7 protein-coding genes are annotated in these 9,139 nt (G+C 47.6%); 3 read left to right on the plus strand and 4 right to left on the minus strand.

Annotated features, from left to right (window positions below):
- Positions 1–456: 456 nt before the first annotated feature.
- The 3 genes from plsX to L3C95_RS29950 form a co-directional block, all read right to left on the minus strand.
- Positions 457–1,398 (minus strand): phosphate acyltransferase PlsX, encoded by a 942-nt coding sequence (gene plsX / locus L3C95_RS29940; RefSeq protein WP_236393951.1) that lies wholly within the window; start codon positions 1,396–1,398, stop codon positions 457–459.
- 44 nt (positions 1,399–1,442) lie between these two features.
- Positions 1,443–1,637: a 50S ribosomal protein L32 gene (gene rpmF, locus L3C95_RS29945; RefSeq protein ID WP_012793868.1), complete on the minus strand. Its 195-nt coding sequence runs from the start codon at positions 1,635–1,637 to the stop codon at positions 1,443–1,445.
- 78 nt (positions 1,638–1,715) lie between these two features.
- Positions 1,716–2,252: a YceD family protein gene (locus L3C95_RS29950; protein ID WP_236393952.1), complete on the minus strand. Its 537-nt coding sequence runs from the start codon at positions 2,250–2,252 to the stop codon at positions 1,716–1,718.
- 157 nt (positions 2,253–2,409) lie between these two features.
- Here L3C95_RS29950 and L3C95_RS29955 point away from each other — a divergent pair, with 157 nt between their 5' ends.
- Positions 2,410–4,431, plus strand: coding sequence for an ATP-binding protein (locus L3C95_RS29955; RefSeq protein ID WP_236393953.1), 2,022 nt, complete (start codon positions 2,410–2,412; stop codon positions 4,429–4,431).
- A gap of 7 nt (positions 4,432–4,438) precedes the next feature.
- On the opposite strand, the gene L3C95_RS29960 is transcribed toward L3C95_RS29955, so the two are convergent.
- Complete coding sequence (locus L3C95_RS29960) at positions 4,439–5,317, minus strand: fructosamine kinase family protein (protein WP_236393954.1); 879 nt, start codon at positions 5,315–5,317, stop codon at positions 4,439–4,441.
- A gap of 17 nt (positions 5,318–5,334) precedes the next feature.
- Between L3C95_RS29960 and L3C95_RS29965 the strand changes: the two genes are divergently transcribed.
- Complete coding sequence (locus tag L3C95_RS29965) at positions 5,335–6,420, plus strand: DUF3810 domain-containing protein (protein WP_236393955.1); 1,086 nt, start codon at positions 5,335–5,337, stop codon at positions 6,418–6,420.
- 1 nt (position 6,421) lies between these two features.
- Entirely contained in the window at positions 6,422–9,034 is a 2,613-nt protein-coding gene (locus tag L3C95_RS29970; RefSeq protein WP_236393956.1) for an MGH1-like glycoside hydrolase domain-containing protein, read from the plus strand.
- Positions 9,035–9,139: the final 105 nt, after the last annotated feature.

Consider the following 9,139-nt stretch of genomic DNA (forward strand, 5'->3'; position numbering starts at 1 on the left):
CACGTCATTTGATCTGCCTACGTTCCCGGGGTTTCACCCCGGGCTACAAATATACGACCCCTAACGGGGTCGATCGACTGGGATGGAACATGTCATTTGATCTGCCTACGTTCCGGGGTTTCACCCGGGCTACAAACACACGACCCCTAACGGGGTCGATCGACTGGGATGGAACACGTCGTCTGATCCGCATATATCAATCGTTTGGGTCAGCTCCGTTAGGAGCCGCAATGTTTGTAGCGCGGGGTTTCAACCCCGGGGACGAACGATAACCCGGGGAACGATAACCGGGAACCATAATCCGGGAACGATAACCGGGAACGATAACCGGACAAACGATAACCGGACAAACGATAACCCGGGAACATCCATAAATCCCCCGATTTTTGTAAAAAAAAATACCGTCTCGCTTACACGAGACGGTATCAATACCTTTCATTTTCAATAGGACGTAAATTATTTCACAAAGCTCTCCCGGACTTTATCCAGCAGTTTTGTTTCGATCATCTGTTGAGCCAGCGCGATCATGTTTTTAAAGGCCAGGCCTTTGGAAATACCATGACCGATGATCACCGGTTGTGAAACTCCCAGTACAGGAGTACCACCATAACTTTCGAAGTCGAATTTGTTCATGTAATCATCATTGATCTTGCGTCTTACCGCAATTTCATGGAATGATTCAGCCATTTTCAACACGACGTTACCGGTGAATCCTTCGCACACTATCACATCTGCCTTGTCAGTCAAAACATCCCTTCCTTCCACGTTGCCGATGAAATTCAGCAATGGATTTTCTTTGAGCAGGGGATAAGTTGCCTGCGCCAGGAGGTTGCCCTTACCTTCTTCCTCACCAATATTCAGCAGTCCTACTTTAGGATTGTTGATCTTCAGTATGTGTTTGGAATAAAGTGAGCCGAGGATGGCAAATTGCAGCAGGTTTTCAGGTTTGCAGTCCGCGTTGATACCAACATCCAGTAAAAGCCCGAAAGATCCGTTTTCCCTTGGAACGGGAGTGGATATAGTGGGCCTTTGTATACCATCTATTGCTTTGATGGAGTAGAATGTACCCACCATCATAGCACCGGTGTTACCGGCACTGATAAATGCATCGATTTTGCCATTCTGTAATAAATGGAAGCCAATGCCAATAGAGGACTGAGGTTTTTCCTTCAGTGCCTTGGTAGGATGTTCATTCATCCCGATTACCTGGGATGAATGAACAACTGAATATTTTGATTGGTCTAACTGCGCATCTGACAACAAAGGCTTGAGACATGCTTCATCACCAATCAGCACCAGGTGCGCGTCCTTAGCAACAGTGTCTAAATATAATTTTACTCCTTTTACTGCTTCCTGGGGAGCGAAGTCGCCACCCATCATATCAAGCCCGATTCTCATGAACGTTTAGGTTTGTCTGTTTGGTCGGGGTAAAAATAGTAAAATTATTTAGTGCTGCTTTGTTTTTCCAATACTACTTTACCTCTGTAGTACAGTTTGTTCTCTACCCAGTGAGCACGATGTCTCAGGTGCACTTCACCAGTTGCGCTATCTGTGCTTAAAGTATCCGCAAAGGCCTTGTAATGCGTCCTTCTCTTAGCTGATCTTTGCTGAGAATGTCTGCGTTTCGGATTTGGCATCGTATTTAAGTTTTAATTGTCCGTGTTTAGTGTTTAATAAGTTAAATCAGTCTCCGCCTTTGAAGGTATACCGGCTACTCAGTTCTCACGAAATTTATCCAGGTCTTTCCAGATCGGATTATCTTTCTCACCCGCCTGCCGGTTCATCTGGTCAAGCATGTCCAGTACCTTCGGATCACAACCGCTCTTGCCCGTACTATCATCAGGATGAATACGTTGCATCGGAATACTGAGATTGATGAACTCGTATATCCATTCCGCAACATTCAGATGAGATTCCGTTTTGGAGATGTAAGATACCTCCGGGTCCTCATCATCATTCAATTCGTCCGGATTATCCACCATCTTCACAACCTGGTCAAAATCATCCCAAAGCTGTAACTCAAATGGTTGTCCGCAACGGTCGCAGTTGACTGTCACCTTTCCGCCAATCTCGAATTTTAACAGGAAAAAATTACTCTTCTTGTCTAACAGCAACTTAACAGTCGCGTTACAATTACTGAAATCCTGCGGGCCGTAGTTTTCAAAGAAACTATCCGTAATTTGGTACTCAAATGTATGCTCTCCGGGCTTCAGTCCCACAAAGGCAATATCAAATTGACGGAGTGCTTTCATAATAAAATCCTCACTTTTAGAGGGATGCAAAGGTAACCAAATATTTCCAATTGCAAAAATTTCCTAATTTTGTTGATTCCCAACATAATATTTATATATTGTATTACTGTATAAAATTATGTTTAGGAGCGCCAACTCCCAACCAGGACTAAACAGAATGGCAAAAACCCGGATCAAAGGTACGAGAAAACATCCCACTGGCCGTAGTTTATCTGCGGACAGCCTTGCTATATTTTCACTTCCCATCAGCGTATTCCTCCAGAACAGTAACGCCGGCGTGCTGGTTACCAATGCCCTGCACCGGGTCATCTGGATCAACCGGGTCTTTGAAGAAAATGCCGCAGCCGATGCCTCCCACATTGCCGGAATGTCCTTTTCTGCTGTTATTAAATACTTTAGCCGCCTCGTCCAGCGTCCCGAGGCCTTTGAGGAGAAAATGAAGGAACTCCGCCAGAAAAAGAAACCCTATTTCGGCTGGGAACTGATCCTCAAAGACGGACGTATATATGAGGTAAGCTATAATCCCCTGATAGAGAAACGCCGCTTTATTGGCAGTATCTGGCAGATAGTGGACGTTTCCAGGCATAAAATGCCCCGCTCTGAAATGGACCTGGCCCGCCGCCAGGCGGAAGAGGCCCGGGGCGCCCAGAAAGAGTTCCTGGCCAGCATGAGCCATGAGATCAGGACTCCCCTGAACGTTATCGTAGGAATGACCCATCTCCTGGAAGAAACCAACCTCGATGCCAAACAGCGGGATTATATCAACATCCTGAAGCACTCATCGGGTATCCTGATGGGACTTATTTCCGACATTCTCGACCTCTCTAAAATAGAAGCCGGAGAGCTGCAGGTCAACCAGCGTGAATTTAACCTCACCGAACTGGTCCAATCCCTGCGGCACACCTTCGAACTCAAAATTGGCCAGCGCCCCGTCAGGATCTCTGCCAATATCGATCCCCAGCTGCAGAACAGACTGGTAGGCGATGACATGCTGCTGAACCAAATACTTATGAACTTGTTAGGTAATGCAGAGAAATTCACCAGGGAAGGTGAAATCGCCATTAACGTTAAGCTCGAATCCTGGCAGGAAGATAAACGCTGGGTACGCTTCCAGGTCTGCGACACCGGTATCGGTATCCAGAAAGATAAACTGGAGCTCATTTTCCAGAACTATAAACAGGCGGAACAGGAGATCAGGGAAATATACGGTGGCACAGGATTGGGGTTAGCCATATCCAAACAGTTAGTGGAACTACAGGGCGGAAGCATCTTCGTGGAAGAATCTCACGGCTACAGCACCTGTTTTTCATTTAATCTGCCCTTTATTGATACCCGTAAACCCTCAGTAACAAATATAAGGTCCGGAAATATGAGCAGGCAACCCAATTTCTCTGCAGCCAAGGTATTGGTCATTGAGGACAATCCTATGAACCTCAGGTATATCATTAGTTTGCTGGAGAAATACAATATACAGCACCAACTGGCCACAAATGGGCCCGATGCACTGTATTTTCTGGATTCCAGACTTTATGACCTTATTTTGCTCGATATTCGTATTCCAGGGCTGAACGGTCTGGAACTTGCCGAAAAGATCAGGCAGGACGAAGCTAAGCCAAACGTCGCCACACCGCTCGTGGCAACTACTGCCCTCGCCATGGAGAGCACTTTTACCCAGGCAAGACAGGCAGGTATTACTGATATCTTAACGAAACCTTATACGCCAGACCAATTATTGCAGGTATTGAACAAATACCTGAATGATGATGAAACAGAATTAATAATGGAGGATTCTACAAACTTTTCCGGATTTGAATTCCATAATGAACTGGATGTAAAGTATCTGAATGCTTTATACGAGAACAATATCTCCTATGCCGCAGATCTCTTTGAGATCTTCCTGAAAACCATCCGGGAAGAAGTTGTGAAACTCAGAAAACTGGTGGAAAATCGCGACTGGGAACAGCTCAAGTTTCAGGTACATAAGCTGAAACCTAATTTTGCCATGGTGGGCCTTACCTGGATCACCCATAAAATGCAAACACTGGAAAATACGCTCAACAGTAACGCACACACCCCTCCCGAAGAAGTAGATGAAGTCTTCGCAGGCATCTCACGCGACCTGGATAAATTCTATCCGATCATCGAACAGGAGTATGAAAGAATGAAAGAACTGCTGTGAGCAGATATCAGAATGTATCCAGCACTTCCTTTACACTATTGTAATAGCTGCCGCCAAACAATAGCAGATGTACCATCAGCGGGTACAGCTGGCATATGCTGATACGTTGCTGCCACTCATGCGCCAGCGGGAACATACTTTGATAGGTATAATAAAAACGGGTGTCGAATCCACCGAAAAGTCTTGCCATGGCCAGGTCCATTTCACGGTTGCCATAATATACCGCCGGGTCATACACACGCGCCCTGCCATCCGGTCCTACCATAAAATTGCCCGACCACAAGTCCCCATGCAACAATGCCGGCGGCTCATCCGGAAATATCTGCGGTAACTGCCGCCATAAACCCTCCATCTGCGTTACCATCTGCTTGTCAATAACCTGACGGTCGTACGCCACCCTGGTCAGCGGCTGTAAACGGTTGAACGCATAAAAAACTGACCAGTTGGTATAAGGTGTATTATATTGTTTGATCGTGCCGATATAATTGGCCTGCGGTAATCCGAAATGTGCCTGCGTATGCCGGTGCATACGGGACAGTCCCGCTGCAAAATTCTCCCAGAAATCAGGATTCGCGCCGCCCTTCTCTATAAATTCAGTGACCAGGAAAACTTTCCCACCCGAACGGCCTGTGGCCAGCGGACGCGGAACGGCCAGTGTATTAGTGGCATAAATCGCTTCCAATCCCATAAACTCCCTCTCAAACATATCAGGATAGCTGCGCGCATCGTTCATTTTCAGGAACAGCAACCCACTATCTGTATTCAGCTTAAAAGTTTCATTTATATCTCCACCGGGTAGTTTTTCTGCGTAATTAATATGTATTTTCATTCCCGACTGACAGGAAAGTGCAGATGTCAGCTCACCCATTAATATTTCATCGGTCATTTGTTTAGTAGGTTGATATGGATTTTAAAATAAAGATACAGGGTATAGGAATACGTATACTGATAACCGTTTTGTGTATTTGCCTGCTGCAGGCCTTGTTTACATTCAGTGACAGGTTTTCTGGTTATTATTTTCATAGGTTATACAGTTGGATCAGTTTACTTCTCCGCCAGGTACTGGGGAAAGTACCTTTCAGTGTCGGCGACGTAATTTATGCCGCCTGGATTATAACTCTGATTGTTTATTTGTTAAATATATGTTATAAAATCATAAAAAGACAATGGGAAAGCCTCGGACTTAAGATTTTAAGGGGCATTCAGTCCTTACTGACTGTATATCTTGTCTTTATGTTATTCTGGGGATATAATTATGAACGCGATTCCCTGGCAAAAGATCTCCGCCTGGACGTCGAAGATTATTCAACTGACCAGTTATACCAGCTGGCCGACACATTGCTTCAACAGGTGAACCAATGTAAAATTGCCCTGGGCGACAGCGTCAATGCTACCCACCCCGGTCCTGACAGCGCCGCTATGTTCAGCCAGGCGGTCATGGCCTACAGTAAGGCCAGCGAGCAATGGCCCAGCCTGCGGTACAAAAACACCTGCATCAAGCCATCTCTTTACAGCCAGCTGCTGAATTATATGGGAGTGGGCGGCTACCTCAACCCTTTCACCGGCGAGGCTCAGGTCAATGTGACCACCCCCGGCTTCCTGCACCCTTTTACTATCTGCCATGAGGTGGCACATCAGTTGGGATATGCCCCTGAACAAGAAGCCAATTTTGTGGGTTATCTTGTAGCAGACCATTCCCCGGATGTCCGCTTTCGTTATGCTGCCAACTTTGAGATGTTTATGTATAGTGTACGCCAGCTCAGAAGACAGGACACCACGCTGGCCGGACAACTATGGCGCAGAACAGTGCCAGGCATCCGGGCCGATATGCGGCAGATGAGGGACTTTTACGACCGCTACCGTAGTCCGGTAGACGACTACACCGCAATGATCTATGATCAATATCTTAAAGCTAATAAACAGGAAAAAGGCATCCGCAGCTACAGCGAAGTTGTCGGTTGGCTAATCGCTTACTTCAAGATCAGATAATATGACTAAGGAACAACAAAGATTACAACAGAACGGATGGAAGAAATGGGGATCTTATGTGAGTGACAGGCAGTGGGGAACTGTCAGGGAAGATTACAGTGCCGATGGTAGCGCCTGGGACTATACCACCCACGACATGGCCCGCAGCAGGGCCTGGAGATGGGGAGAAGATGGTATTGCAGGTATCTCGGACGATAAGCAGTTGCTGTGCTTCTCCCTGGGCCTCTGGAATGGGAAAGACACTATCATGAAAGAACGCTTCTTCGGCCTCACAAATGCACAGGGCAATCACGGAGAAGACGTAAAGGAACTATACTACTACCTCGATGCCACGCCCACGCACTCGTATATGAAAATGCTGTACAAATACCCGCAGCAGGCATTTCCCTATCAATGGCTGATAGATGAGAATGCCCGCAGGGGAAAGCATGAAGAGGAATTTGAAATAATAGATACCGGTCTCTTTAACGATGATAAATACTTCGACGTATTCGTTGAATATGCCAAAGCCGGTACCGATGATATCCTGGTGAAGATCACCGTGCATAACCGGGGCGATGAAGCTGCAGATCTCCACCTGGCGCCCACCGTTTGGTTCCGTAATACCTGGGCATGGGGCCGCCATGACTATAAGCCGGCCCTCTGGGCGGAAGACGATCGCGCAGTACGCCTCTGCCATGAAAAAGTAGCCGTGCAATACCTTTACCAGGAGGGCGACGGACAGCTGCTGTTCTGCGAAAATGAAACCAACTACCCCCGCCTCTACAAAGTAAATGGCAATACGCCCTACCCGAAAGATGGTATCCACGATCATATCGCCTATGGCGCCAATACCGTCAATCCCGAAAGGAAAGGCACTAAAGCTGCCGTTCACTATAAATTATCCGTTCCTGCCAAAGGATCCGCAACTGTGCGTTTACGCCTGTCAGACAAACAGGCCGCCAGCCCTTTCGCAGATTTTGATACGCTTTTCCAGACACGTCTGGCTGAAGCAGACGAGTTCTATGCCGATATCCAGTCTACTATCAAAGACGAAGACGAGCGGCTGGTACAGCGTCAGGCCCTGAGCGGTATGTTGTGGAATAAACAATTCTACTCCTACAAAGTGCAGCAATGGCTGGATGGAGATCCTGCGAGCCCACCACCGCCGTCTGAAAGGCTGAACGGCCGTAATAAGAACTGGAAGCAGCTGAACAACGAAGACATTATTTCCGTGCCCGACAAATGGGAATTTCCCTGGTATGCTGCCTGGGACCTGGCCTTCCATTGCGTTACGCTGGCCATGGTGGATCCCGACTTTGCCAAGCAGCAGTTGCTGATGCTGACGGAGGAGTGGTATATGAATGCCTCCGGCGAATTTCCGGCCTATGAATGGGCTTTCGGCGATGTCAATCCTCCGGTGCATGCCGGCGCTACCTTCAGGATCTTTAAGCAGGATGCCGCTATTAAAGGGCGTAAGGACTACGAGTTCCTGGAAGCAGTATTCCATAAATTGATGATCAACTTCACCTGGTGGGTGAACCGTAAGGACAGTAGCGGTAGCAATATCTTCGAAGGCGGTTTCCTGGGACTGGATAACGTAGGGGCCTTCGACCGCAGTATGCCCCTGCCCAGCGGTGTAAGGCAGGAACAGGCAGATGCCACCAGCTGGATGGCCATTTATGCCCTGAACATGCTGCATATAGCCCTGGAACTGGCCAGTTACAATAAAGTGTATACCGGTATGGCCACCAAGTTCTTTGAGCACTTCCTGTACATTGCCGGCGCCATGGCCAGTATGGGAGATGTGAAGAATGGCCTGTGGGATGATAAGGATGAATTCTATTACGACCAGATCCGTATGCCCGACAACAGGGTAGAAAGGCTGCGCCTGCGCAGTATGGTCGGACTGATACCCCTGTTTGCGGTGGAGGTAATATCGACTGAAACGCTGAAAAATAATCCGGCCTTTGAAAAGAGGATGTCCTGGTTCCTACGCCACCGGCCCGACCTTGCACAACTCGTGTCCCGCTGGAACGAGGAAGGAAAAGGCAACAAACACCTGCTTAGCCTCCTGCGCGGCCACCGTATGAAGCGGCTGCTCTCCAGGATGCTGGATGAAACAGAATTTCTCAGTACCTATGGCGTACGTTCCCTTTCCAAAAAGTATGACGAACACAATCCCTTTATATTCTGTAAAGATGGCGTGGAACTGCGGGTAAAATACCTCCCGGGAGAAAGCGACAGTTACACTTATGGTGGTAACTCCAACTGGAGAGGCCCCGTCTGGATGCAGATGAATTTCCTGATGATAGAAAGCCTGCGGAAATTCCACTATTTCTATTCGGATGATTTCAGGGTAGAATACCCGAGTCGTAGCGGGAAGTTCTATTCCCTGAAAGAAGTGGGTACTTTACTGGCCTGCCGCCTGCTGAAGATCTTCCTCAAAGATGAAAATGGCAGAAGGGCTGTGTTCGGCAATAACGAGAAGCTGCAGAACGACCCACATTTCAAAGACAACATCCTCTTTTTTGAATATTTCCATGGGGAAAGCGGGAAAGGCCTGGGCGCCTCCCATCAGACCGGATGGACGGGTTTAGTGGCTAACCTGATCAAGATGAAAAATAATCCCTGATATAGGCTCTTAATCCCGGTCCGGTAGAGATATAGTAGAGATTCGCTCATCCTCCCTTAATCTTCCGTTCAGAAACGGAAGATTAAGGGAGGATGAGCGAATCTC

The organism is Chitinophaga filiformis (genome assembly GCF_021646545.1).
In the GTDB taxonomy this organism is placed as follows: Bacteria; Bacteroidota; Bacteroidia; order Chitinophagales; family Chitinophagaceae; genus Chitinophaga; species Chitinophaga filiformis_A.

Excerpts from the sequence above, each read along its gene's own strand:
- L3C95_RS29950 (WP_236393952.1), bottom strand. The coding sequence starts at position 2,252 with ATGAAAGCACTCCGTCAATTTGATATTGCCTTTGTGGGACTGAAGCCC.
- L3C95_RS29955 (WP_236393953.1), top strand. The coding sequence starts at position 2,410 with ATGGCAAAAACCCGGATCAAAGGTACGAGAAAACATCCCACTGGCCGT.
- L3C95_RS29965 (WP_236393955.1), top strand. The coding sequence starts at position 5,335 with ATGGATTTTAAAATAAAGATACAGGGTATAGGAATACGTATACTGATA.
- rpmF (WP_012793868.1), bottom strand. The coding sequence starts at position 1,637 with ATGCCAAATCCGAAACGCAGACATTCTCAGCAAAGATCAGCTAAGAGA.
- L3C95_RS29970 (WP_236393956.1), top strand. The coding sequence starts at position 6,422 with ATGACTAAGGAACAACAAAGATTACAACAGAACGGATGGAAGAAATGG.
- L3C95_RS29960 (WP_236393954.1), bottom strand. The coding sequence starts at position 5,317 with ATGACCGATGAAATATTAATGGGTGAGCTGACATCTGCACTTTCCTGT.
- plsX (WP_236393951.1), bottom strand. The coding sequence starts at position 1,398 with ATGAGAATCGGGCTTGATATGATGGGTGGCGACTTCGCTCCCCAGGAA.